The following is a 25,301-nucleotide window of genomic DNA, read 5'->3' on the forward strand; positions in this document are numbered from 1 at the left end:
CGAGCCTTTTGGTTCCTTTTTGGCGTTTGAAAAAGGGACTCGCCGTAATGGCGAAACCCTAAGCGGCCGTTACCGCAGGAATGGATATGTACCCTATCAGCAAGAGATTGGTCGGCTGTCAGGCCGCCTTCGCGAGCAAGCCCGCTCCCACAGGTGGTTCGGGTACATCCGCCAGAGACAGGTCGGCTGTCAGGCCGTCATCGCTGGCAGGCCAGCTCCCACAGGGGATTCGGGTACATCCGCAAGAGACTGGTCGGCTGTCAGGCCGTCATCGCTGGCAGGCCAGCTCCCACAGGGGATTCGGGTACATCCGCGAGCGACTGGTCGGCTGTCGGGCCGCCTTCGCGAGCAAGCCCGCTCCCACAGTCAAAGAAAAAAGGCACTGCCGATAATCGCCAGTGCCTTTTTCCAACCCGGGAAACCGCAAGAAATCAGCGCGACAACATGAAGGTGTCGTACTCCAGGTCTTCCAGCGCTGTGGACAACCGGTGCAGCCCCAGCAACACACAAACCAGCAGCGACAAGGTGAACCCATAGCCAAAGAAGCTAGGGCCGAGGTACATGCTGAACAACGTCAGCGTGGCGTTCAACACCGCGAACAACACACACAACTCCAACACCACAGTGCGCTTGTCCAGGTAGAAGAACACGTTGAGCAAGGCCATGAACACCACCTGGATACTCACCCCGATCAGGTCGATGTAGAACAGCGGCAGGTAGTAACTGGAAATGCCCAGCCACTCCAGCAACCGTGGCGCGAACAGGAACAGCAGCACCGCGGTCAGCCCCTGCACCTTGCAGATTTCCAGCAGGCCCTGACGGATCGACAACGTCATCTCGGTCTTCAGTGAGCTGATGTGCTGCAGGGTTTCACCTTCGCGGATCGCCCTGAACAGACGGTCGTACCACTCGGCGAAATCGGTCTCAATGCGCACCAGGAACACCGCCATGCCGGGGATGATCGCCAGGTATGCGAGGAAGATCGGCAGGTCGTACAGGATCGAGGCGCGTAGCGGGCCGATCACTGCGTTGGAGGTGCCGGGGTTGAACCAGAACAGGAACTTGTCGATCCAGATCCCGAAGTTGTAGAAGAACCCGGTCACCAGCAGGCTGACGAACACCTGGCGGCCCTTGAGGAAGTCAAAGGCGATCAGTTTCTCGGCACGGTATTCGCGCAGGATGTCGTAGAGGAACAGGAACAGCAGCGTGCTGTGCCCGATCAGCAACGCCAGCAGCAGGCCCGCGATCCCCAGGAAGCTCAACAGGTAGGCACTGATGACCATCAGCGTGTAGCCCACCAGCATCACCAGCAGGATGCGGTTATAAGCCTTCATCCCCGACAGGAAGATGATCACCATCCACAGGTTGCACAGCACCACGAAGTTCGACAGCACCAGCAGTCGGTACATCAGTGACTGATCGAACAACAGGCCCAGCACGATGATAGCCAGCCCGCCGGCACCGAGGGTGACCATCAGCAACACACCCAACAGGTTGGGCAGGATCTGATCGTACTTGTGCTCGAACAGGCGGTCGGACACGAAGCGGGTGAAGAACAGCTGCAAGCCACCGGTGAGGATCAGCGAAGTGGCCATCAGGTAAGTCACCGTCACCAGGAACTGCCCCACCAGCGCATTGGGCACCACGCGGCTCAGGCTGATGATACCCACCAGCATCACGCTGATGATCGACAGCACCCAGGGCCCTGAGCTGATCAGCCCGGCGTAGACATAAGCGTGCAAGGTCGCGGTGTAGGAATCGCGCGACAGGATCTTGCGAAGTTCGAAGCCAATCCCGGCCATTTAACTGTTCTCCATGGCGGCTTGATACAAATCGCGATAACGCTGCAGCATCAAGGCTTCGGTGTAATAACGGGTGACCCGCAGCAAGCCGCTGGCCTGCGCGGCTTCCCAACGTTTCGGGTTGCGCAGCAATTCGAGGATCGCCACGCTGGTGGCCTGCGGGTCGGCAATCGCCACGACCTTGCCGGCCAGCCCCAGGTCACGGTCTTCGGCGCTGCCGCCTTCGATCAACTCGCGGCACGAACCCACGTCGCTGCTGACCACCGGCGTGCCGGCGGCCCAGGCTTCGAGAATCACCAGCGGCTGCGCCTCACTGATCGAGGTCAACACCATCAGCCCCAGTTGCGGCAGGATTTCCTGGATGCGCTGGAAGCCAAGGAAATGCACCTTGCCCTCCAGCCCCAGGCTGGCCATCAGGCTGCGGCATTCGCTGACGTATTCCGGGTCTTCCTCTTCCGGCCCGACGATCCAGCCTTCGGCCTGGGGCATGGCGCTGATCACGCCGCGCATGGCCCGCAGAAAGGTTTTCACGTCCTTGATCGGCACCACACGCCCGATCAAACCCACGATCGGCGCAATGCCGGGGGCGCGGGATTCGAGCGCGGCGGTCCACTGCGGCAAATCGATGCCGTTGGGAATGACCCGGGTGCGCACCGGATCGGCACCGTCCTTGATCTGCCGCTGACGGTTGCCGTCGTACAGCGAAATGATGCTGTCGGCGCTGTTGTAGGTCAGTTGCCCGATGCGCTCGAAGAAGCGCACCCACAGGGTACGGATGTAACCGGAGCCTGCATCGAGACTGCGGTTGAGCGCCTCACCGGAACTCTCGGCGATCCAACTGGCCTGGGCCAGGTCGATCTTGCGTTCCTTGGTGTAGATCCCGTGCTCGCTCAGCAGATAGGTGCAGTTCCAGCGCTGCTTGAGGATGCAGCCCAAAAGCCCCGCGTAACCGGTGGAAATCGAATGCAGCACCCGTGCCCGGGGCATGCGCCCCGCCGCTTCGGCGAGCATCAGCATCGGCGACTGCATCGAGCGCAGGGTCCAGAAATAGTTGATGAACGACGGGTCCGCGCAATGCAGGCGATACCCTTCGCTCAACGCCTCCCAACTGGCGCGGCTGCGCAGTACGTCATCCAGGGTCAGGCGGCCCTGGGCGATGCTGTGGAGCAGGCCCTCACCCAGCGCCGGCTCCGGCGTGTCAGGGTGATGCAGGAAACGATACAGATCTTGCAGTAATTGCAGGTCCGCTTCCCGTGGCGTGCCCCGGGTATCGACCGGATGGGTCGCATCTTCGAGAAACACTTCCTCGATGTGCAGCACGTTCGAAGGCACTTGATAGCGCCGTTCGCCATAGGCCGAGCGCTGCCCGCCGATGAACATCACCGAGAAAGTCAATTCCGGCAGGCCGAGGATCATCTGATGAATCCAGCTCGACACGCCGCCGCGCACGTAAGGCCAGGTGCCTTCGAGCAGCAGGCAGATGTCGGCCTTGGGCGCCTCTTCCTTTTGACTCATGTCCAGCTCCTCACCAGATCAGCGAAGGGAGGTCGCTGACGGGTTTTTTCGGGAAGGCTGGCGAGCAACCCCGGAATTTCGTGATAGTGACCGGCCTCGAAGGCCAGCTCGGCGTGGAACGGCAGGATCTGCGCCGCGCCCATGCCGTCTTCCTGTGCCTTGGTCAGCAGCACTTCCGCGCGTTCGATATCGCCGCGCTCCAGGGCAATACGCCCGGCCAGCAGAAACAGTTCGCCGCCCTCGCCTGCTTGCAAGCCTTGCTCGGCATGCTCGTTGGCCTGGCTGAGTACGTGCTCGAGTACGCTGCCCTGGGCCAGGCCCAGATACGCCAGTTCCCAGTACCAGCGCGCCAGGGTGCCATGCAACTTGCCGGCCGCCTTGGTGGTGGCGCCGTTGAGTTGGCCGAGGGCGATCTGGATGCGCAGGTTGATGTCGCTTTCCTGTTTATCGAGCATCGAGTAGGCCAGCAGGCGCACGTCATCGCTCGGGTCACCCAGGGCCAGCTTGAGGATCGGAACCGCTTCCTTGCCGGGCATGCGCTTGGTAGCCAGCAACGCAGCCAGACGCTGATCGGGATCGGGGGCATGACGCAATACGTCCTGCAAACCACCATCGGCGAAAATCGGCGAGCGCGATTGCAACTGCGCCCGGTACGGCAGGTCCGGGATGCCCACCGCTTGCCAGGCTTGCTTGTCGCGCTTGCGCGGCAGGTACAGCGCCGGGAAGATCGCCGCGACGACACCGATCGTGCCGATGACCGGCACGAAGAACGCAAGGCTGAAAATGAACAGCGGGCTCCACGGCAGCGGCGCGCGGTAACGCGCCGGCAGCAGCAACCAGACTGCGCCGCACAACATCGCGCAGGCCAGGCCATGGCTGAGGGTGAACACCAGCAATTGGTGCGCCTCGGGCCAGTCGGTCCACAAGGTGGTCCAACTGCCCGCCTCTAACAACAGGGCTCCGCTAAACAGCCACTTGCTGATCATTCAGACCACACTCGTTGTACAGGAAGTTACGCAGCCCGTTGGGTTCACCAGGCTCCAGATTGAACGGCATGACCCGCACGCCGAGGCTTTCCATGTCGCTTTCAATGCCAAAGTGTTCATGCAGCATCAGGTTGATACGCGCCAGGTAGCCTTCGGTGCCTTGCGGGCTGGTCAACGGCAGCAGCACCAGCAACAGCTGATGATCGCGGTTGTTGCGCAGCGGCAGGTGCAAGTCCAGACCACGCTGACTGCGTTCCAGCAGGCGGGTGAGCTCTTCGTTGGGGCGGGTCATTTCGAAGGCGAACACACCGGCCGACAACTTGTGCTTCTCGACGTCCACCTGCGAGCGCTTGAGTTGCAGCGTGAAGTGCTGCGCATCGGCGTCTTGCAGTTGCAGGACCTGGGCATCGCGCAACAGCAAATCGGCGATGTGCCCAGCCAGCAGTGCCAGCAAACTCAGGGTCCGGTCCTGGAAGGCGAAGAACGGCATCTGCCGCACGGCCAGTACCGCCAGCAGACGGCCTTGGGCGTCGATCAACGGAATGCAGGCCTGCAACGAGGAGAATTGCGCGGCGGCGCCGGCTTCCAGCAGCTCCTGACGCACACTCACCAGCTCACCGCGCTCCAGGCACAGCTTGACCAGACCGTCGTCGACGTCCAGCGAACCCATGACGCCAATGGTGGCCAGCGGCGCGGGCAAGACTTTCTCACCGCGATCGTCGACCCGGTACAGGCCGGCGACCCGCAGGGCGCCATACTGGCCCAGCACGGCAACGATCGGATCGGCCAAAGCCGCCAGCGCGTCGCTTTCATCAGGCATGACCCGCAATTTCTCGCGCAGGCCCAGCAACGAGCTGCGCAAGCTTTGGTCACTGCCTGCCACGCGCTGCTCCAGCAGATCGTGGGACACCCGCAGAATCTGATGCGAGCGGGTGAATTCATCAAGACGATACTGACGATAATCGTTGGCCATCTGCAGACGCTCGAGACGCCGTTCCCACAGATCGCGAACCTCGCCCACCACCATCCCGCAGACCAACACGCCGACAATCCACGACGGCTCAAGCTGCGCATACGCGGCATGACCGGTGTAGCGCAGCACGAACACCGCAATCACCAACAACGCCGCGCTGAACAGGCCGCGGACAAATCCATAACGCACACCCAACAGCAGCGGCGCCAGAATCGGCCACGGAAAGCCACCGTGCATGCGCATCGGGTCTTCCGGGGTCAGCCACAGGCCCAGAACGATCGCCAGGCCCGTGACCAAAAACGTTTCCAGCCAAGACACCGGGCCGCTGGCGCGAGGCGCCAGGCTGTAATCCATGTGTGGAGAATTCATTGCATTCACTCGAACCGAAGGGCGCCAACAAGAGTGTCGAGCACTTTTTGCGCAGTGCCCGCCAGGCTTTCACGGGACCAGCCGGCGCGGGCGCCGCTTTTGCTCCACAGCACTTGACCGGTGCTGGCATTGAGCACGCGCAGGCTGATGCCTACCGCCGGCTCGCCGTCCAGGCCATTCTTGTATTGCCACTCTTCGACGCTGCCGGCGACCACGTAATCGAGCTTTTGCTCACGCGCCCACTCCAGCGCACCGGCCAGACGCTCGTTGTCGTCCATCAGCGCCTGTTCGCCCTGGGTGCTCGCCGGGTAGACCCGCGGTTGCAGGCCGTGGCTGCTGAGCACGCTGAGCAGGATCTGCTCACTGCGTTCACCCGCCTGCGGCGTCTGCGAATAGTTGACCATCGGCACCACACCCCACTGCGCGCTGCGCGGCAGGTTCGGGCTTTGTTCACTGGTGAAGCTGGCGCAGCCGGCGACGAACAGGACTGCCAGCGCCAGGCTCAGATTACGAATTGCTTGCATACGTCTTTCTCCCGTAGAAAATTCCATGATCAGCGTCCGAAACGCACGCCGTAGCTCACACCCAGTGTTCCGCCAGCCTTGCCGTCCCCGCCTTGTGGCGCGGATTGGTAGCCGAAGGTCAGGGCCAGTTCGTCATCACCCAGCACCTCAACGCCGATCCCGGTGTTGATGCCGTAGTTAAAGGTTTGATCGGTCCATTGCCAGCCCGCCGTCAGGTCCACCAGCCAGGTGTACTGCGGATGGGTACGCACCAGCGCCCCCGGCAGGCCACGGCGCCAGGAACTGCCGACATACAGTTGGCCGTAGCGGCTTTGCAGCAGGTCTTCGGCGGTGACGGTTTCGATGTCCTGCGGGTTGATCGGGTCCGGCGCGCCGGTGTCAGGATCAAACGTCTGAACAGGCAGATTCCTGATCACCGGGCCACCAAAGTTGCTGGACAGGTAGTCGAGATTCTTGTCCTTGACGTTGTTCTTCTGATAATCGACACCGCTGCGCACGGTCCAGTTCGGGCCTGCGAATTCCAGGGTGTGGTTGACCTCCATCTTCAACGCATGACCATCGCCCAGATCGTCGCCGGCGCGGGTCGAAAACTTGCGCTGCGCCACTTCCCAACTGAACTGGTCGCGGGCGGTCAGGCTGTGGCGGCCACCCAGGTACACACGATCCTGCTGACCGAAAGCACGCATCAGGCCGCTGTCATCGCTCTTGCGATGCCAATCGATGCCCACATCCAGTTCATCGCCGACGTCCACCTGCCAGGTACGGGCCAGGCCCAGGCCATTGCGGTCGTCGTCCTTGCGCTGGCTGGTGTCGGCGAACAGTTTGTAGCTGCCGTTCTCCACACCGCGTATCAAGGTCAGGGCTGCGTTGTTCTCGTCGCCGATTTTCGAGGCATTCAGATCGTCGCCGTCGTACGTGCCCTGCTCCAGTTGCAGATCGGCGTACCACTGGTCGCCCAGGTTGTGGGCAATCTCCAGGCGCGGCGCCTTGAACTCGACACCGCCGAAGTCCTGGTTCTGCCACGACAGTTGCGCGCCCTGGGGCGTGCGCTCGTGGATTTCCACGGCCTGGCGACGCAGTTGTTCGCGCACCGCTTCAGGCTGATCGTCGCCCAGGGCCGACAGGCTGGTGTCCAGCGCTTCGCCCAGGCGTCCCAGTCGATTGAGTGCCTGTGCCCGTTGCGCCGGGTTCAGGTCGCTGCTGGCCAACAGGGTTTCAACCTGATCCTTGTTACGGCTGCGCAGTGCTTCCTGGATTTGCTCGTAACGCTCGACCTTCAAGCCTTGCTTACGGGCCCAAGCCAGCCACTCATCCTTTTGCGCTTCCTGATTGGTAGCGTCCAGGCGGGCCAGCAAACGCTCGAACCACAACTGCAACATGGCCGGCGAGCCGTCCTTCCACTTCGAGACTTCCTGCTGAGCCTTGCGCGGCGAATAGCTGCTGGACATCAGACGCAGCCAGATCGCATAGCGCTGGGACGAGGGCTGGACGTTCTCGCCTTCCGGGCTGCGCAACAACTTCAGGCGCAGACGCTGGGCCGCATCCTCGTACCCGGCGCTCTCCAATGCATCGGCATAGGCCGCGCGCACCAGCCAGTCCTGCGGACTGGTCTTGAGGTACATGCGATACCAGGCCAATGCTTCGGCATCGCGCCCCAGCATCTGGCTGGCACTGGCGAAGGGCAGCCACAACAGACGGTCTTCACGCGCCTGACTGCGCCACTGGCTCATCAACGGCTTGAGTTTCGTGGTGTTGGCCTGATCGACGTACAGCCACACCAGGCGCTCACGGAACAGGTTGTCATTGGGGTAGCGCGACAGGCCCAGCAGGTACAGGCGCTCAGCTTCATCGCTCTGGCCCTGCTGAACTGCCAGAGCACCCCGAACAGCCAATACCTGGGCTTGCTCGTAGGCTTCAGGGTGTTGCTCGGCATCCTTGAGCAGCGCCACGACCTGCGGCCAGTCCTGCAATTCCTGGGCTTGCTGCAACGCTTCGACCAGGCGTTGCGGATCGCGGGTGCGCTCCCAACTGCCCACCATCATTTTCAGGGCGCGTTGCGGATCGGTGGTGCGATAGATAGTGATCAACTGACTCTCGTCGCCGCTGTTCAACTTGCCGTTGATTGCCAGCAGTCGTTCCAGAGACACCCGCAAATCCTCATCGCGCTCCAGATCCCAGGCCAACGATGCGCGGGTACGCCAATAGTCGGCATCGGTGATGCGCGGGTCGTCGGACTGCAACACGTTCCACGCCGCCTGGTTATCGAACAGCTTCAAGTAGGTATTGGCCCAATCGACCTGTTCGGTACTGTTAAGCGTGAAGCGCTTCGAATAGCTCTGGTAGACCTTGGTCTTGGACGCGAACTGGCCGGTGTTTTCCAGGTTCTGCAACAGACGCGTCCAGGCCAGGCGATGGGCAGGATACTTGCGCACGTAGGCACGCAACCAGGCTTCTGCCTCATTGGGCGTGCCCCGCGATTCGTGACCGTAGATCAGCGCATCGAGTTCGACGTCGGTCAACTCACGCTGATTCATGATCTCGGCCAGCAGCGGAATCGAACGATCGAAATCGAACTGCTGACTGGCCAGGCGCCAGGCGTGCTCGCGCACCTGCGGGTCTTCGCGCAATTTCAACAGCCGAATCCAGTAACCCAGCGCAGCTTCACTGTCGCCACGCCACTCACCCAGATGCGCCATCTGCTCGAGCAGCACCGGATCTTCAGGGTGCTCCGTCACAAGCTGCTGACCGGTTTCCCATGCCCCTGCCAGGTCGCCGATAGCCAGACGCACGTGGAAGGTTTTCAGAGGGATCTGCGGGTTTTCCGGTTGCAAGACCAACCATTGATCGAGCACGCGCTGTGCCAGATCAAAGCGCTTGCTCGCCACCGCGACATCGACGCCCTGCTCCAGCCAGGCCGCATCGGTTTGCGGATTGGTCAACTGCGGCAGTTCATCGGAGAGCACTTGTGCGGCCTGGTCGCCACGACCGGCGGACAGCAAGCCGTTGAACGCCAGTTGCGCATACTCGCGACGCTCGGCAGCGACCTGGGTTTCTCTTTTGAGCTGCAGGTAGATCTCTGCTGCACGCCCCGGCATTTCACCGGCCATATACCACTGGGCGGCGGACTTCAGCGATTCGGTGCGCAGCTTGGGGTCACGCCCGGCGATTTCTTCGTAGACGCTGGCCGCAAAGGCAGGGGCCTGCAGGGTCAGCGCCAGCTTCGCCAGGTTCTGCAACTGAGGCACGGGCAACTTGCGGTGATCGAAGCTTTTCAGCCGCTCGACCAATGCCTGTTGTGCGATCAGATCGTTACTGTTGGCCGCCACCAGTGCATCAAGTTCCAGACGGTAGTAAGCCTGGACTTCCGGCACTGGCTTGGGCCAGGCCTCCAGGTGTTGACGTGCCTTGGCGTATTCACCCAGACGAATCAGCAGATCGACCAACTGCAGTCGCAGGTGATCATCGTCGGGGTGCGCAGCCAGCAGCAATTCGGCGTAATTGGCCGATACGGCATCCGGTTCACGACCATCGGGCTGGAATACTTCTTCACGCTGGAAGGTCGCCCACAGCAGACCTCCCACAGCAACCGCCACCACCGCCAGTGCCCAGGGATTGAGCAGACGGCTACTTTTAGTTGCAGAGGAGCTGACCATTACTCACCTGCTTCATTGGTAATTGAAAAACCCACAGACCGGCCGATGCCTTGCCTGCAAAACGCTGCCCATCCACTTCCACCCGGCAAGCGTTCGCCGAGCGTACCGAGAAGGTCAGATCAAACTGCCCGTCAAACGAGAAACTGACTCGCCGATCATCCAGATACTTCCAATCCAGCAACGGCAGATTGGCTTCTTCCAGCGCCGGTCTGCTGTCTCGATCGGGACGCAGCACCAGTAATGCCCGATCACTGCTCAGGGCCACGTAGCGCCCTTGCGGCAGATCGCGCACACCGGCAATGCCTTGCGAACGCAGCAGGTCCGGCCAGCCCATTTGCGGGTCCAGGCGCACGGTGCGCAATGCATCCATGCCGCGAATCTGCCAGTTGCCGTCAGCGGTACGCGCCAGGCTGGACTGATACAGGCCATGCAGGCGATCGATGTAATCGCTCATCCACAGCGACATCGGTTGCTTGTCGCGCATGTAGCCGTAGATCTCGTGCATGGCCTTGATCGAGGCTTGCTTGGTGCTCGAATAGAAGTGGTAGTAAAGATGCAGGCCGCGCAGACGCCGCGGGCTGTCGGTGAGTTCGAAGGTTTCGATGACGTCGCGGAAACCGTAATACGGACCTTTCCACAGGTTGGTGTAGAGGTTCTCGTTGATGATCGGTGCGTAGTACTGCAAACCGCCCTCGGTGGGCCGCAGCAACGGATTGAGGCCGGTCAGCGACGGATCGGCCTTGGTCATCATCGTCTCGGCACCGTTGACGTTTTTCAGGCCGGCATCGTAGGCAATCTTCAGTGTTGCCGCTGAAGGCAAGGCATCACCTGGCCAGAACACCATCTTCACCGGCTTCTCCGGGGTGGTGAGCTGCTGGTTGATGTAGTCGCGCGAACCGACCACCTCGCGCTGGAAGTCGATTTTGTCGTAGCCCGGAATTTTCATGTTCAAGCCGTACTCCGGCTTGAAATTCTCGCGTTTCTTGGCCATTTCCGGCTGCATGAAAAACGGGTGGCTGAAAGTGTGGGTGGCGACTTCGACCTTGGGGTTGGCGAAAATCTCGCGGGCGATGGGCTCCAGTTCGCGGGCCAGGTGCGGGAACATGCCGCGCGGCGAAATCTCACCCTCGACGATCGATACAGAGGTCAGGAAAGGGTTCGGCTTGATGTAGTCGTCCAGCGTGTGGCGACCGGCGTATGGGGTGCCACGCACTTCGGCGCGGGACGGAAAACCATCGCCATCGATATGCACGGTCGCGATGCGACGGCCGTTTTCGGTGGTGGTGTCGGGGCGCGGTTGTTCCGGCAGACGCAGGCTGGCCTTGAGGAACGCGAAAGGATCGAGAATCCAGCGGCTGCGCTCGTTGTTCACTTCAAGAATGTAAGGCGCCAGGGCCAGGCCGCCCCAGTCACCGACCACGACCGGGCTGAACGTCTCACCTGCGGCGTTGGTCAGCGTCAGTGCCGGTTTCGGCCCGTTGGGCAGAACGGACACCGCCGTCAGGTCACGGGATCGGGGCTGCACCGGTGCTTCGAACGCCCCCAGCAGCGCCTTGTCCTGATGAGTGATGGTGAGCGCTTGCGTACCCGGTATTGCCCCGCGATTGAGGCCCATGCGCTTGAGCAGCAGCTTGTCTTCAATCGGCAAGCCACCGAAAAAAACCACCGGGACGTGTTCGTCCAGGCGGCTGCTGATAAAACGATTGAATGCCGGGCTGTCCTGGGGCGGTCCGCTGGTCATCCAGGTGATGACGCCGGCATACAAGCCACTGAAACGATAGTCAGGCATGGCGCTGGTGGCGGGCAGGTAATCGACGCGATACCCCAGGTATTCGAGCAAACCGCCGAGCAGCGAATGCCCGGCGTTGTAGGCCAAGTCCCCTTCGCGCGGGTCGTAGACCAGTGCAACGCGGCGCGGCTGGACTTCGATGTTGCTGATACCCATCGAATTCAGTTCAGGCGTGCCGATGTAAGGAATGAAGCCCTCATCACGCAGACGCTTGGCCAGCTTGCGTGCTTCCTCGCGGCGCTCGGGCGGCAAGTAGTCGATGGCCACGAGCGCAATGCCCTTGGCCCGCAAGGGTTGCAGTTGGCCCAGCAACCATTCGCGATCGGCCTCAGGTACCGGACGATAGCGTTTGGCCGATGCATCCCAACCGGCGTACAACGACTCGAAGGCGACCGCCGCTGCAACGCCGTCGAGCTCGGGCAGCACTTCAAAGCCACGATTGAAAAACAGCTTCAGTTTCGGCTGCTGCTTGTGCAGCTCGCGCAGAAAACTGGCGAGGCCGGCACGCTGGGCTTCACGGGAGGCTTCGGGCAACAGCGTGAAACTGTCGAGGGTATCGAGGAACAGTCCGCCATAGCCCTGGGCCTGCAATTGCCTGGCACGACCAAGCAGATGCTCGCGCCAGGCCGGGGCCGTCAGGTCCATGACCTGGCTGTTCCACGAATCATTGCGCACCGGGGAGACCGCCTTGGTCAGACCGGCCTTGGCGATGTCGGCCTTGGAGCCGTCGAACTCGCCCACCGACAGATAAGCAAACGGCTCACTGCCCAGCTTGCGCAAGGTTTTGACGTCGCTCGGTGTCATGTGCCCGGGTTCGACGACCGCCCATTCAAACTGTGCCAGTTCGGAAATCGGCGGTTCGTCGGCATACCAGAAGGTCACGCTGGAGGGTGGCGTCAGTGCGGCGGCCTGCACGGCTGGCCCGCTCACGCACAGTGCCAGAGCGGCTAACAGTCGCTTGGCGACCGAGCGGACACGCGTCCTGCGAAAAACGATTTCCATAACTCACTCTTGAATTGACTGAACCAGTGCCACTGAAACTCGGGCGGTCACACCGCCCCGGGTTACAGACTACGGATGAGTTGCGCCAACCCTTTGCCGATCGACGTCGGCTCCGGGAGGTTGAAGCGCTCGAGCAGGCGAGCATTGTTGGCGCGCGAGTGGCGAATATCGCCCTGACGTGGCGCCAGATGATTCACAGTCAACGGATGGCCGGTGGCACTGCCCAGCTCAGCGATCAGATCATTGAGGCTGGTGGAGCGGCTCAGGCCGATATTCACCGCACCGGGCTGCGGCTTGGTCGCCTCCACGGCCTGCAGCAGAATGCTCACCAGGTCCTGGACGTAAACGAAGTCGCGGGTCTGCTCGCCGTCGCCGAAAATCGACACCGGCAGCTGCTTCAATGCCCGTTCGGTAAAAATGCTGATCACGCCGGAGTACGGCGAAGAAGGATCCTGGCGTGGGCCAAAGATATTGAAGAAGCGCAGGATGACCGGTTCCAGGCCGTGTTCGCGGCGATAGAAATCCAGGTAGTACTCGCTGGCCAGTTTGTCGCTGGCGTACGGCGTGAGTGGTGATTTCGGGGTGTCTTCGTCAATGGCCGTGCCTTCGCCATTGTTGCCATAGATGGCTGCGCTGGACGCAAACACCACGCGCTTGACCCCGGCCTTCAACATGCTTTCGCACACATTGAGGGTGCCGACGAAATTGCTCTGGTGAGTCGAAACCGGATCATCCACCGACGCCTGCACCGAGGCCACCGCCGCCAGATGCACGACGGCGTTGCAACCTTGCATGGCCTGGGCAACGGTGGCGCTGTCAGCGACGTCGCCGGTGACCAGATCCAGGCTGGCATTGTCGATCGGCAAATTGCTGACCTTGCCGGTGGACAGGTTATCCAGCACGCGAACCTGATAACCCTTGGCCAGTAATGCCTCTACCAGATGCGACCCAATGAAACCTGCCCCGCCCGTCACCAATACTCGCTCTACAACCATGAAATTTCTTCCTGAAGATTCGAGCGGATACTAGTTTTGCAAGTCCGCTATCGGTTTGGGTCAGTTTAAAAAACGTACGTAACGACTGTAAAACTAACCGGTCACGAATGACAATTTTATGGCGCAACGCCATCAAACAGCGGGAGATAATGGGAGTTCCCGCTGACACTGTCAATAGGTTGTCTAATTTGTCGCTGAATGGATACGAAAAAAGAAAATAGCCATTTTTTTGACGACGGAATCGGATCCAAAAGAGTGCTTATTTATGCATCAAGCTCCGATCATTGTCGATGTGCAACCCAGTCTTTCGCCTCCCAATGATTCATCCAACAACCGCCACGGCTGAACGAAAAATACCGTTGCAGAATGAACCTGGATGGCCCCCCGCTACTAACGATAGCAGCCTCATCAAAGCTGACCAGATTTTCGTCAAATATGACGACTCGCCCAGTTACACCTGGATGAGGCCCCGATGGATTCGCTTATCGTGTATCGGCTTGCCTGGGCGGATGAGCCCTGTGCTCGATTCACCCGAGCGATGCCCCCCTTTCAACGAGCGATCCCCATCTACACTCAATCGGCAATCTACCCAGACAACCGTCGAACGAGCCCGCCATGACCTCCTTCAAAGACCCTTTCAAACAAGGCAAGGACGCACGCAAGAAGTGCCCGCGCAGTTCCCACGCGGCAGTGGGCAAAACCAACCGCGATCCGATTCCGCTGATCAAGGCGTCGAGCGAGGGGCGGGTCAAGTCGTTGGTGGAGTTGCGTTACGGGCGGATGCTGGTGTCGCCTTTTACCTTCTATCGCGGCAATGCGCTGTTGCAGGCCCACGATCTGGCGGGCACGCCGAACATGGGGCTGGTGTCGCCGATCTGCGGTGATTGTCACTTGATGAACTTCGGCGGCTTCGCCACGCCCGAACGCAATCTGCTGTTCAGCGTCAACGACTTCGACGAAGCCCATCCCGGGCCCTGGGAGTGGGACTTGAAGCGGCTGGTGGCCAGTTTCCTGGTGGCCGCCCGCGATCTGCGTCACGGCGGTTCGGTGGAGCAAGCGGTCTGCCATGAAGTGGTGGCCGCCTACCAGCAAACCATGCTCGAGTGCGCCGAACAGAGCGCGCTGGATACCTGGTACGAATCCATCACTTACGATGATTTGCGCGATCAGGCGCGCAAAAACACCCTGGAGCATGTCGAGCGCTCCATCGCAAAAGCCGAGCGACGCACCCACACCGAATTGCTGCCCAAAATCAGCGAACGCGATACCCATGGCCGCCTGATCATTCGTGATGACCTGCCGGAAATTTTCCACCTGCACAACAACACCACCCTGCTCGATGCCGACGACGACTGGCTACGTCTTTCCGACTGGCGACCGCTGTTCGACACCTTCATGCGTGACTACCGTGGCACGTTGCAGGGGGATCGCCGTGAGTTGCTGTCACGTTTTCGCGTTCAGGACATGGCGTTCAAGGTGGTGGGCGTCGGCAGTGTCGGCACCCGTTGCCTGGTGGCGCTGTTGACCGATCAGCAGGAATCGCCGTTGTTCCTGCAATTCAAGGAAGCGCGACGCTCGGTGCTGGCCGGGTACGTCAAGGCCAAGTCGCGGGTACGCCATGAGGGCCAGCGAGTGGTCGAGGGCCAGCGCCTGATGCAATCGGCCAGCGACCTGTTCCTTGGCTGGACCACCGGCCCCAGCGGCCGCCACTTCTACGTTCGCCAATTGCGTGACATGAAGGTGTCGGCTGAGCTTGAAACCTTCGATGCCGACACCTTCATCGCCTACGGCAGAGTCTGTGGCCTGGCCCTGGCCCGCGCCCACGCCAAGTCTTGCGGCTGCGCCGCCCGCATCAGTGGCTACATTGGCACGGGCGACGCGCTGGCCGATGCGCTGTACAAATACGCCAAAGGTTATACCGAACAGAACGAGCGCGACTTTGAGCGCTTTCAACAGGCCTGTCGCAAGGGGCGACTGCATGCGCGCTCAGAGGCCGATTTTGCGGCGGATCATTTGCCTTGATCATGCCCGCGCATCGACATGAACTTTTCTTCACCCCCACTTGATCCCACTCCCTGTACATTGCCTTGGCTCATTCAAGAAACTACGGTTTGCCCGCCCTCCCGCGGGCTTTTTTTTGCCTGTAAATTGCACGTCATTCCCTCCACTGCCGGAGCACCCGATGACGATCTTCACCCTCCCCTGCAAACGCCTGGACCTGGCGATCCTGAGCCCCAGCCAAGCGGCGCTGGAAAGCGACTTCTATGGACGCAACCACACGCACCTGGCGCCGTGGTCGCCCGTTCGCCCGGACGACTACTACACCCCGGAAAAAATCCGCTCGCGCCTGGCGCAGCAAGCCATGGCGTTCGATGAAGGCTATGCGGCGCACTTTGCCGTGCTCGATCGTGACAGCGGGCAGATGATTGGGGCGTGCAACTTCAGCGGCATCGTGCGCGGTGCGTTTCAGGCGTGTTATCTGGGCTATCACATTTGCCAGTCCCGCGAGGGCCAGGGCCTGATGCACGAAGCGCTCGAGGCGGCGATTGGCTACATGTTCGAGACCCTGAACCTGCACCGGATCATGGCCAACTACATTCCCGGCAATGACCGTAGTGCACGGTTGCTGGAGCGATTGGGGTTCGAGCGAGAGGGGTATGCCAAGGATTACTTGAACATTGCCGGGAAGTGGCAGGATCACGTGTTGACGGCACTGGTGAGCCGGGTCTGGGAAGATCCGGATCGGCAGTGGTCGCGGGCGTTGGGGTGATGGCGGCTATGTGCGGGCAGACTTCGGTCTGGCCGGGTGTCCAGCGCTGGTCAACATCGATCCTCAACAATAAACCCGACAACACACACACCCTGTGGGAGCCAGCAGGCTGGCTCCCACAGTTTGATCGGCGTTCAACCGGTAGCCACTAATCCCGGGGCTTCGGACTTCTCGAGCACCGGCATCTCCAGCCTCGCTCGCCCGTAAAACGCCAGCGCCGTCAGCAAACACGCCAGCCACACCACAATCCCGGCCCAGAAGGTATGGGACATGTAGTGCCAGCCCTGCACCACTCTGGTAGTGCCATACACAAAGCCCAGCCCCAAAAAGCCATACATCAGCGCTTTCGAATAGCGCCAGCGATAACGCCGCGCCACGAAGTACAACGCCAGCATCGTGAAGCCACCCGAAGCATGCCCACCGGGCCAGCAACGACCGTCACCGGCGACTTTCAGCAAATCGAAATTCTCGTACCATTCCTTGTGCTCGATCTTGCCGCCGTACTGGGTCGTTTCGATCGGGCAATACACGCTGGTGTGGCCTTTGAGGTAGTGGATCAAACCCGTGCTGATGGCAAACGCGAATACCACGTACAGGAAATCCCGGCGATGTTTATGGGTGAAGCGCAGCACAGGGCCGACTTTGATTTTGTCCAGAAACGCAACCAGCTTCGGACGCTTTTCGGCCCTCAGCAGCGACCAGACAAACGACAGCACGGCGCCGATGATCGCCAGTTCGCCGGTCCAGTTGGGAATGACCCGCGCCCATTTATGGGTGATCTTCTCAAACAGATGCACATGGTCCAGCGGAAACTTCTGTGTCACCGGATCGAAAAAAAGATCGTTGAACGCGATGTCGATCCTGGTCAGATCGAAACAAAGAAATACCACTACCGCACAGGCCAGTGGGATCCCGAAGTTCATCCAGTAAAAGCGGTAGCGGCTCTGCATGTTGTGTCCCGGATTGGAGAGTGAATTCATTTGAACGCGACCGAACGCCAGTCTGATGCCTCAACAAAGCCCAGCATACGCGGTGCTTGAGGGTCATGAGCATTGATAAACAGCGAAGCGCCGTAACCCGGGACCGAGGACGGCAACTTGAGGTCTTTCTCCAACTGCGTCATGCATTCACTGTGGGTCACCAGGATCAGGTTGCGACCGGCAACCTTGTGCGCCAGGGCATCACGCAGCATGGTGCCTTTGCAGTTGACCAGCCATTGGTCACCGGCATCCACTTTGTTGAACATGTAGCCGGCGGTTTGCGCCGTGCGCATCATCGGACTGTTGTAGATATCGGCCTTGCCCAGGCCCAGACGCTCGAACTGAGCGCCGACGGCCACCGCGACATCGCGTGAACGATCGGTAATCCCGTCATTGCCCATCAGACACGCCGCGCTGGAATGGTCGCAACGCTCGACGTGGCGCACCAGCACGATCATGTCGCCGCCAGCCCACCCCGCCAGCAACGCCTGAGCACCGGCGACGTTGCCATGGGCAAGGTCCGGGACGGCGGCAGGACGCATCAGGTACAGGGCCAAGGGAATCGCCAGCAATGCCGACATCAGGACCACGGCCACATTGCGATAGCGGGCAAAACCGCGCAAGACGATGGTGCGGGTCACGCCGAACAGATTCAGTCTTAGTTCCACATCAAGCCGCCTCACCGGCATGCCCCCTCATTCGATGCGCCGAGGGTAGAGAGACGAGCGTGGGCAGGTAGTGAAAGGCTTGTGAAAAAAAGCTTAAGACCCCCAGCAAGAAAATCCTTTCAGCTCTCGTGAATGCAGCCGATACAAACCGTCTACACCTGCTGCTGGCGCCTAAAAACAACAATCTTCCAGCCAACTGACGATCGGAAAGCACCACGTTCCTGGAGGAATTTTTGATGAACAACTGGTTCGGCAACATCAGCGTGAACCTGAAACTGGGCCTGGGCTTTGGCCTGGTCCTGGCCTTGACCTGCGTGCTGGCCCTCACCGGCTGGACCAGCCTGGGCGGTCTGATCGACCGCAGCAACTGGATGAGCGACATCACCCAGCTCAACGCCAGCCTGACCAAGCTGCGCGTGGCGCGCCTGCAGTACATGCTGGCCAACGGCGACGAAACCATCGCGCAGAATGTGCAAAGCACCCTGGAAGGGTTTTCCGCTCAGCAGCAAGCGCTGCTGGTGAAATTCAAGAGCCCGGAAAACCTCAAGCTGCTCAAAGAGCAAGGTGGCGTGATCGACGCCTACAAGGCATCGCTGAACAAAATGCGCAGTGCCTATCGCGCCGCCAACAGCGCTCGCGACGTCATGACCGCCAACGGCCAAACCGCCAACACGTTGATCAACGACATCAACACCCAGGTGCAGCAACTGCCGCCGAGCGATCAGCGTTTCGAACAGTTCCAGGCCATCAGTGCCGCCAAGGAAGCCTTCCTGCTGGCCCGCTACGAAGTGCGTGGCTACACCGCCACCGCCAACGCCGAGACCGAACAGAAAGCCGTTGCCCAACTGGACGCCGCGATAGCCAGCGTGAAATCCCTCAACGCGCATTTCGCCGAACTGCAGCCACAGGCCCTGGGCCAGTTGCAAACCGCACTGGGCACTTACCGCAGCGCGCTGCAGGCCTACAAGACCGCGGACAGCGACGTGGTGCAGGCGCGCAAGGAAATGACCGACCAGGGCGCCGCTGTGGTCTCCCTGAGCGAGCAGCTGTACCAGATCCAGCTCGACCGTCGCGATGCCGAAAGCGCGCAGGCGCGCACCCTGCAACTGGTCAGCACCTTGCTGGCGTTGCTGGTGGGGATCATTGCCGCTGTGCTGATCACCCGGCAGATCACCGGCCCGTTGCGTGACACCCTGGCCGTGGTCGATCGCATCGCCAGCGGCGACCTGTCCCACGACGTCAAGGTCACCCGCCGCGACGAACTCGGCGTGTTGCAGCAAGGCATCGCTCGCATGGGCGTGACCCTACGCGATCTGATCAGCGGCATCCGCGACGGCGTGACCCAGATCGCCAGCGCTGCCGAAGAATTGTCGGCGGTGACCGAGCAGACCAGCGCCGGGGTCAACAGCCAGAAGGTCGAGACCGATCAGGTCGCCACCGCCATGCATGAGATGACCGCCACAGTGCAAGAAGTCGCACGCAATGCCGAACAAGCCTCGCAAGCCGCCGCCGCGGCCGACGGCGAAGCCCGTGAAGGTGACAAGGTGGTCAACGAAGCCATCGCCCAGATCGAGCGCCTGGCCAGCGAAGTGGTGCGTTCCACCGAAGCCATGGACGTGCTGCAACAGGAAAGCGACAAGATCGGCAGTGTCATGGACGTGATCAAGTCCGTGGCCGAACAGACGAACCTGCTGGCGCTCAACGCGGCGATCGAAGCGGCCCGGGCCGGTGAAGCCGGTCGTGGTTTTGCGGTGGTGGCCGACGAAGTGCGAGGCCTGGCCCAACGCACGCAAAAGTCCACCGAAGAAATCGAAGCGCTGGTAGCCGGCCTGCAAAACGGTACGCAACAGGTCTCGGCGGTGATGAACAACAGCCGCGTGCTCACCGACAGCAGCGTGGCCCTGACCCGCAAGGCCGGCGAGTCACTGGAAAGCATCACCCGCACCGTGTCCAACATCCAGTCGATGAACCAGCAAATCGCTGCCGCCGCCGAGCAGCAAAGCGCCGTGGCCGAAGAAATCAGCCGCAGCATCATCAACGTGCGCGACGTGTCAGAACAGACCGCAGCCGCCAGCGATGAAACCGCGGCGTCGAGTGTGGAACTGGCAAGGCTGGGCAATCAGTTGCAGATGATGGTCAGCCACTTCCGCGTCTGACGCTCGTTCAGCGGTGGATGAAGGACCCATTCGCGAGCAAGCCCGCTCCCACAGGATTGTGCAAAACCTGTGGCAGCGGGCTTGCTCGCGATGGCGGTACAACAGGCGCCTCGAGACTACCCGTATCAGCGCACAGGTAGATGCAATTCAATCGGACGACACTAGCAAGAGCCGGTCAACAATCCTGCGTCCTCACACACTGATCGCATTGGTAAACACCAACCGATTGCCAAACGGATCGCTGATGGTCATGTCCTGGCTGCCCCAGGGCATGGCTTGGATCTGTGGGTGGGAGAACTTGTATTGCTTGGCCACCAGCTGCTGCTGGAAGGCTTCGAGTTCATCGGTTTCGATGCGCAGGGCCGAGCCTGGGGTGGCATCGCCGTGGTGTTCGGACAGGTGCAGCACGCATTCGCCACGGGAGACTTGCAGGTAGAGCGGGAAGTCGGCTTCGAAACGGTGCTGCCAGTCGATCTTGAATCCAAGGAAGTCGACGTAGAATTCGATGGCCTTGTTTTCGTCGAAGATCCGCAGGATCGGGGTGGTTTTGCCGAAGCTCATCGAGTTGCTCCCAGACAGAAAGAGCCCGGCGTGTAGCCGGGCTGGACGTCAGCGAATCGGCGCGGTAATGGCAATCTTTAATCTCAATATGCCATCACTGTGACGCACTGCCCGAAATGCACTGAAACCCGTCGCGCAAATCCCCTTCTCGCGCCAGAAACCGCCCTTCCCTGCGACCGTTGGCCTGGCCATCGCGGTAGCTCAACACACCGTTGACCCACACCCCTTCGATCCCTTCGGCGGCCCGCTGGGGATCATTGAAATCCGCCACATCGCGGATGGTCAGCGGGTCGAACAACACCAGGTCCGCCCAATGCCCTTCACGGATCTCGCCGCGTTCTTTCAACCCGAATCGCGCCGCCGACAGCCCGGTCATCTTGTGCACGGCAGTGTGCAGCGGGAACAGGCCCACGTCTCGGCTGAAATGGCCGAGCACCCGCGGGAATGCACCCCACAGGCGCGGATGGGGAAACGGGTCTTCCGGCAAGCCATCGGAGCCGACCATCGACAGCGGGTGCGCCAGAATCCGCCGCACGTCCGTCTCGTCCATTCCGTAATACACCGCGCCGGCCGGTTGCAATTGGCGGGCGGCATCGAGCAACGACAGGTTCCATTCGGCGGCGATGTCCATCAGGTCGCGCCCGCCCATGTCCGGATGCGGCGTGGACCAGGTGATGGTGATGCGATGGGCGTCGGTGACTTGCTTGAGGTCCAGGGTCGAGGAGCTTGCGGCATAGGGGTAACAATCGCAGCCCACCGGGTGGGTTTTCGCCGCCTCCTCCAGGGACGCCAGCAGTTGCGGACTGCGCCCCCAGTTGCCGGCACCGGCGCATTTGAGGTGGGAAATGATCACCGGCGATTTGGCATGGCGACCGATCTGGAATGCCTCGTCCATGGCTTCCAATACCGGTTCGAATTCACTGCGCAGGTGGGTGGTGTACACCGCGCCGAACGCGGTGAGCTCTTCGGTCAGTTGCATGACCTCATCGGTGGAGGCCGAGAAGGCGCTGGCGTAGGCCAGACCGGTGGACAGGCCCAGTGCACCGGCTTCCAGGCTCTCGCGCAGTTGTTCGCGCATCGCCGCAATTTCATCCGCTGTCGCGGTGCGAAACAGGTCATCGAGGTGATTGCTGCGCAACGCCGTATGCCCCACCAGCGCCGCCACGTTCAGCGTGGTATTGGCCGCTTCGACCGCGGCGCGGTAATCACTGAAGGTCGGATAAACGAAGGCCGCAGCGGTGCCGAGCAGGTTCATCGGGTCCGGCGGATCACCCCGCAGGCTCACCGGCGACGCGCTGATCCCGCAGTTGCCGACGATCACAGTGGTCACGCCCTGGCTGAGCTTGGGCAGCATCTGCGGCTGGCGGATCACCACCGTGTCATCGTGGGTGTGCACGTCGATGAAACCGGGCGCCAACACATGCCCTTGGGCGTCGACAACCTCGGTGGCGCGGGCGTCACCGAGGTCGCCGATGCGCTCGATGCGGCCGTTGAGAATCGCCACGTCGGCGGCATAGCCAGGGCGGTTGCTGCCGTCGATGATCAGGGCGTTGCGAATCAGCGTGTCGTACTGCATGTCAGTCTCCCAGCGGCAAGTGATCGTCGCCGCCGCGGTAATCGTCCAGGGCCAGTTTGATCCGCCGCAGACGTTCTTGATTGTCTTGAGGATTAGCCAGTGCCAGCTCCGTGGCAAGCACATCGATGGCCAGCAGCATGCCGTAGCGCGCCGCCGTCGGTTTGTAGATGAAGGACGTTTCGGCGCCTTGCAGCGGCAGGACGATGTCGGCCAGTTGCGCCAGTGGGGAGTCGCCGCGGGTGATGGCCAGGATCCGCGCGCCGTAGTTGCGCGCCAGTTCCACGGTCTCCAGCAACTCCGGGGTGATGCCGGTCAGGGAGCAAACAATCACCACCTGTTCGGCGCTGAGGCTGGCGGCGGTCACGCGCATCATCACCGCGTCGTGGCACACCGAAATCGGGTAGCCGAGGCGCACCAGACGCACCTGCAACTCATCGCTGCACAGGGTCGAGCAGCCGCCCATGCCGAAGGCGTGAATCATCCGCGCCTTGCCCAATAGTTTCACCGCATCGGCAAAACGCGACTCGTCGAAGCCCGAAAGGTGCTGGCGCAGGGTCGACTCGATATCCCCGACGATCTGGCCGTAGAACGCCGACTGATCCGGTGTGCCCGCCGGGTCGAGAAAACGGCTGCCGACCCCGCTGGCCTGGGCCAGTTGCAGGCGCAGGTCACGCAAGTCGCGGCAGCCCACGGTGCGGGCGAAACGCGACAGGGTGGCGGTGCTGACTTCCGCCCGCTGCGCCAGCTCATCGAGGCTGGCGGACGCGGCAAATCCTACGTCGTCGAGCATCAGTCGGGCGATGCGTCCTTCACCGGCGCTGAAAGAATCCTGGCGGGCGCGAATCTGGTAAAGGATGTCCATGGCAGCGGGCTCCGGCTAAATCAGATAGGAAAGGCCAACGGTCAGGCCGAAGGCGACGAGCGAGATCAGGGTCTCGAGCACGGTCCAGGTCTTGAAGGTCTGGGCCACGGTCATGTTGAAGTATTCCTTGATCAACCAGAAGCCGCCGTCGTTGACGTGGGAAAAGATCACCGAGCCGGCACCGGTCGCCAGCACCAGCAATTCCGGGTGTGGATAACCCAGGCCGATGGCCACTGGTGCGACCACGCCAGAGGCGGTGGTCATGGCCACGGTAGCCGAGCCGGTGGCGATGCGCATCAGCGCGGCGAACAGCCAGCCCATCAACAGCGGCGACAGATGGAATTCGTGGGCCAGGCCGACGATCTGGTCGGTGACGCCAGCGTCCACCAGGATCTTGTTCAGGCCGCCACCGGCGCCCACCAGCAGGGTAATGCTGGCGGTGGGTGCCAGGCATTCGTTGGTGAACTTGAGGATCGACTCGCGGTTGAAGCCTTGGGCGATACCCAAGGTCCAGAAGCTGAGCAAGGTCGCCAGCAACAGCGCGATCACCGAGTTGCCGATGAACAGCAGGAACTGGTTGAGGGCGGTGCCCGGCGTGGAAATCAGGTTGGCCCAGCCGCCGATCAGCATCAGCACCACGGGCAGCAGAATGGTCGCCATGGTGAGGCCGAAACTTGGCAGGCTGCTGCGGGGCTCGCGTTCAAGGAACTGCCGTTCAAGCGGATTTTCCGCCGGCAACTGGATACGCGGCACGATGAACTTGGCGTACAGGGGGCCGGCGATGATCGCCGTGGGAATACCGATGGCAATTGCGTAGAGCAAGGTCTGCCCCACCGACGCCTGATAGGCCTGCACCGCGAGCATCGCCGCCGGGTGCGGCGGGACCAGGGCATGCACCACCGAGAGCCCGGCGACCATTGGCAAACCGACCATCAGGATCGATACGCCGACCCGCCGCGCCACGGTAAAGGCAATCGGCACCAGCAACACGAAACCGACTTCGAAGAACAGCGGCAACCCCACCAGGAAGGCGATGCAGACCATTGCCCAGTGGGCGTTCTTCTCGCCAAAACGGTCGATCAGGGTCCGCGCCACCTGCTCGGCGCCCCCGGACTCGGCCATCATCTTGCCGAGCATCGTGCCCAGCGCCACCACCAGCGCGATATGCCCCAGGGTCTTGCCGACCCCGGCCTCATAGGCGCCGACCACCCCGGACGGCGGCATCCCGGCGACCAGCGCCAGGCCGATGGAAATCAGGGTGATCACAATGAACGGATTGAGCCGGTAGCGCGCGATCAGCACGATCAGAGCGATGATGGCAACGGCGGCATACACCAGCAGCCAATAGCCGAAGGACAGGGTCATGCGGTACTCCTCGAGAGGGTCACGTCGAAAGTTTTGTGAAACTCTTAAAACATTTCGGCTTGCGATTATCAAACGAGGTGAAAGTAATTTTCGTGCAGAGGTAAGGCGTGTCGCTGATGGGTATGCCGTGTCGCTAATAATGAAAATGGCACCGGCGAATTTTCATCGCCGGGCGCCGATGCCGTCGTCAGTCGTGATTGACCCGCGCCCGCTTGAGCAGCTTTTTGCAGCGCTCGGACAGGTGCAACACCCGCAGGTGCTTGCCGGCCTTTTCATAGCGTTCGCGCAACGTCTTGAGGGCAGCGATGGCCGAGTAGTCGACGAAGCTCAGGTGACGACAGTCGACCGTTACCACCGCCGGGTCGTTGGCGGGATCGAACTGGTTGAGGAACGCGGTGGTCGAGGCAAAGAACAGCGTGCCGTGCATCAGGTACAACTTGCTGCCGTCAGCCTCCAGGTGACTGTCGGCGTAGAGCTCGCGGGCCTGCTGCCAGGCGAAGTTCAGCGCAGCGATGATGATCCCGCACAGCACTGCCGTGGCCAGGTCGGTAAACACCGTGATCACCGTCACCGCCAGAATCACCAGCACATCATTGAGCGGCGCCTTGTTCACCACCCGCAAAGACGCCCAGGCAAAGGTCTGCTGCGACACCACGAACATCACCCCCACCAGCGCCGCCAGCGGAATACGCTCGATCAGCGGCGACAGAAACAGGATGAACAACAGGATCGCCACCCCCGCCACCACCCCGGAC

At 61.4% G+C, this 25,301-nt stretch carries 18 protein-coding genes; 3 read left to right on the plus strand and 15 right to left on the minus strand.

Annotation, left to right across the window (positions count from 1 at the left end; all coding sequences use genetic code 11):
- Positions 1-431 precede the first annotated feature (431 nt).
- From pelG to B0W55_RS21390, 8 genes are all read right to left on the minus strand, one after another.
- On the minus strand, positions 432-1,802 hold the full coding sequence (gene pelG, locus B0W55_RS21355; RefSeq protein WP_077047899.1) for an exopolysaccharide Pel transporter PelG: 1,371 nt from the start codon (positions 1,800-1,802) through the stop codon (positions 432-434).
- On the minus strand, positions 1,803-3,317 hold the full coding sequence (pelF, locus tag B0W55_RS21360) for a GT4 family glycosyltransferase PelF (protein WP_077047900.1): 1,515 nt from the start codon (positions 3,315-3,317) through the stop codon (positions 1,803-1,805).
- Positions 3,314-4,303, minus strand: a complete 990-nt coding sequence (locus tag B0W55_RS21365) for a HEAT repeat domain-containing protein (protein ID WP_077047901.1) — start codon at positions 4,301-4,303, stop codon at positions 3,314-3,316. The genes pelF and B0W55_RS21365 overlap by 4 nt, the downstream gene beginning before the upstream one ends.
- Positions 4,281-5,645 carry a PelD GGDEF domain-containing protein gene (locus B0W55_RS21370; protein WP_077047902.1) on the minus strand — a complete coding sequence of 455 codons (1,365 nt, stop codon included), beginning with the start codon at positions 5,643-5,645 and terminating at the stop codon, positions 4,281-4,283. Before B0W55_RS21370 ends, B0W55_RS21365 begins: the two co-directional genes overlap by 23 nt.
- Before the next feature lie 5 nt (positions 5,646-5,650).
- A complete protein-coding gene (locus B0W55_RS21375; RefSeq protein ID WP_077047903.1) occupies positions 5,651-6,169 on the minus strand; it encodes a penicillin-binding protein activator LpoB in 519 nt (172 codons plus the stop codon).
- 29 nt (positions 6,170-6,198) lie between these two features.
- On the minus strand, positions 6,199-9,822 hold the full coding sequence (locus tag B0W55_RS21380) for a tetratricopeptide repeat protein (protein WP_077047904.1): 3,624 nt from the start codon (positions 9,820-9,822) through the stop codon (positions 6,199-6,201).
- Positions 9,800-12,613: a bifunctional glycoside hydrolase 114/ polysaccharide deacetylase family protein gene (locus B0W55_RS21385; protein ID WP_077047905.1), complete on the minus strand. Its 2,814-nt coding sequence runs from the start codon at positions 12,611-12,613 to the stop codon at positions 9,800-9,802. The genes B0W55_RS21380 and B0W55_RS21385 overlap by 23 nt, the downstream gene beginning before the upstream one ends.
- A gap of 62 nt (positions 12,614-12,675) precedes the next feature.
- Positions 12,676-13,608, minus strand: coding sequence for an NAD-dependent epimerase/dehydratase family protein (locus B0W55_RS21390; RefSeq protein ID WP_077047906.1), 933 nt, complete (start codon positions 13,606-13,608; stop codon positions 12,676-12,678).
- A 615-nt stretch (positions 13,609-14,223) separates the two neighbouring features.
- Between B0W55_RS21390 and B0W55_RS21395 the strand changes: the two genes are divergently transcribed.
- Positions 14,224-15,630 (plus strand): DUF2252 domain-containing protein, encoded by a 1,407-nt coding sequence (locus tag B0W55_RS21395; RefSeq protein ID WP_077047907.1) that lies wholly within the window; start codon positions 14,224-14,226, stop codon positions 15,628-15,630.
- A 160-nt stretch (positions 15,631-15,790) separates the two neighbouring features.
- Positions 15,791-16,378, plus strand: a complete 588-nt coding sequence (gene rimJ, locus B0W55_RS21400) for a ribosomal protein S5-alanine N-acetyltransferase (protein ID WP_077047908.1) — start codon at positions 15,791-15,793, stop codon at positions 16,376-16,378.
- A gap of 134 nt (positions 16,379-16,512) precedes the next feature.
- Here rimJ and B0W55_RS21405 read toward each other — a convergent pair whose 3' ends face one another.
- Both B0W55_RS21405 and B0W55_RS21410 read right to left on the minus strand, forming a co-directional pair.
- A complete protein-coding gene (locus B0W55_RS21405; RefSeq protein WP_371807286.1) occupies positions 16,513-17,358 on the minus strand; it encodes a phosphatase PAP2 family protein in 846 nt (281 codons plus the stop codon).
- A complete protein-coding gene (locus tag B0W55_RS21410) occupies positions 17,355-18,026 on the minus strand; it encodes a histidine phosphatase family protein (protein ID WP_077047915.1) in 672 nt (223 codons plus the stop codon). Before B0W55_RS21410 ends, B0W55_RS21405 begins: the two co-directional genes overlap by 4 nt.
- Positions 18,027-18,262: 236 nt before the next feature.
- On the opposite strand from B0W55_RS21410, the gene B0W55_RS21415 reads away from it, so the two are divergent.
- Positions 18,263-20,182, plus strand: coding sequence for a methyl-accepting chemotaxis protein (locus tag B0W55_RS21415; protein WP_077047910.1), 1,920 nt, complete (start codon positions 18,263-18,265; stop codon positions 20,180-20,182).
- A gap of 192 nt (positions 20,183-20,374) precedes the next feature.
- On the opposite strand, the gene B0W55_RS21420 is transcribed toward B0W55_RS21415, so the two are convergent.
- The 5 genes from B0W55_RS21420 to B0W55_RS21440 form a co-directional block, all read right to left on the minus strand.
- Positions 20,375-20,743: a glyoxalase superfamily protein gene (locus B0W55_RS21420; RefSeq protein WP_077047911.1), complete on the minus strand. Its 369-nt coding sequence runs from the start codon at positions 20,741-20,743 to the stop codon at positions 20,375-20,377.
- Between the two features lie 94 nt (positions 20,744-20,837).
- Positions 20,838-22,319, minus strand: a complete 1,482-nt coding sequence (locus tag B0W55_RS21425) for an amidohydrolase family protein (protein ID WP_077047912.1) — start codon at positions 22,317-22,319, stop codon at positions 20,838-20,840.
- A gap of 1 nt (position 22,320) precedes the next feature.
- Positions 22,321-23,181, minus strand: coding sequence for a MurR/RpiR family transcriptional regulator (locus B0W55_RS21430; protein ID WP_077047913.1), 861 nt, complete (start codon positions 23,179-23,181; stop codon positions 22,321-22,323).
- Positions 23,182-23,196: 15 nt separating this feature from the next.
- Entirely contained in the window at positions 23,197-24,546 is a 1,350-nt protein-coding gene (locus tag B0W55_RS21435; RefSeq protein WP_077047914.1) for a GntP family permease, read from the minus strand.
- A gap of 187 nt (positions 24,547-24,733) precedes the next feature.
- A partial coding sequence (locus B0W55_RS21440; RefSeq protein ID WP_139340953.1) for an STAS domain-containing protein occupies positions 24,734-25,301 on the minus strand: 568 nt, incomplete at its 5' end.

Source organism: Pseudomonas sp. KK4, from assembly GCF_001984065.1.
GTDB lineage: Bacteria > Pseudomonadota > Gammaproteobacteria > Pseudomonadales > Pseudomonadaceae > Aquipseudomonas.